The organism is Flavobacterium bomense, from assembly GCF_003970355.1.
Map to the genome: position 1 here is coordinate 545 of NZ_RYDJ01000167.1, position 677 is coordinate 1,221.

1 protein-coding gene is annotated in these 677 nt (G+C 37.8%); it reads left to right on the top strand.

Annotated elements, in window-relative coordinates; translation table 11 throughout:
• The coding region (locus tag EKL98_RS18275) for a M28 family peptidase (RefSeq protein WP_233589476.1) at positions 1-677 on the top strand (677 nt) is incomplete at both ends.

The window sequence follows — 677 nt, forward strand, 5'->3', positions numbered from 1 at the left end:
AAGTGGGTTTGGTCTTGAATTTTGAAGCACGAGGTTCTTCGGGACCAAGTTATATGTTGATGGAAACCAATGCTGGAAATGCTGGATTGGTCAACCAATTCTCGGCCGCCAATGCCAAATATTCGGTTTCGAATTCCTTGATGTACAGCATTTATAAAATGTTGCCCAACGACACCGATTTAACTATTTTTAGAGAACAAGGCAATATTCAAGGCTACAATTTTGCCTTTATAGACGGACATTACAATTACCACACGGCTCAGGACGATGTTAATCATTTGAGTAAGAAAACCTTGGCACATCAAGGAAAATATTTGATGCCGCTGTTGGATTATTTTTCGAATGCTGATTTAAATACGACACAAACCACTGAAGATGATGTCTATTTTTCGATTCCATTTAGCTTCATAAGCTACCCGTTTAGTTGGGTTTTACCAATGGTAATCATCGCTTTTGGGCTTTTGCTGATTTTACTATTTTTCGGAATTGCCAAAAGAATTTTATTCCTCAATGAAATCGCAAAGGGATTTATTCCGTTTTTGGGTTCGTTAATCGTTTCGGGATTAATCACGTTTTTGGGATGGAAATTATTATTGATGATTTACCCACAATACAACGGTTTGCTCAACGGATTTACCTATAATGGACATGCTTACATAGCTGCTTTCGTACTGCTG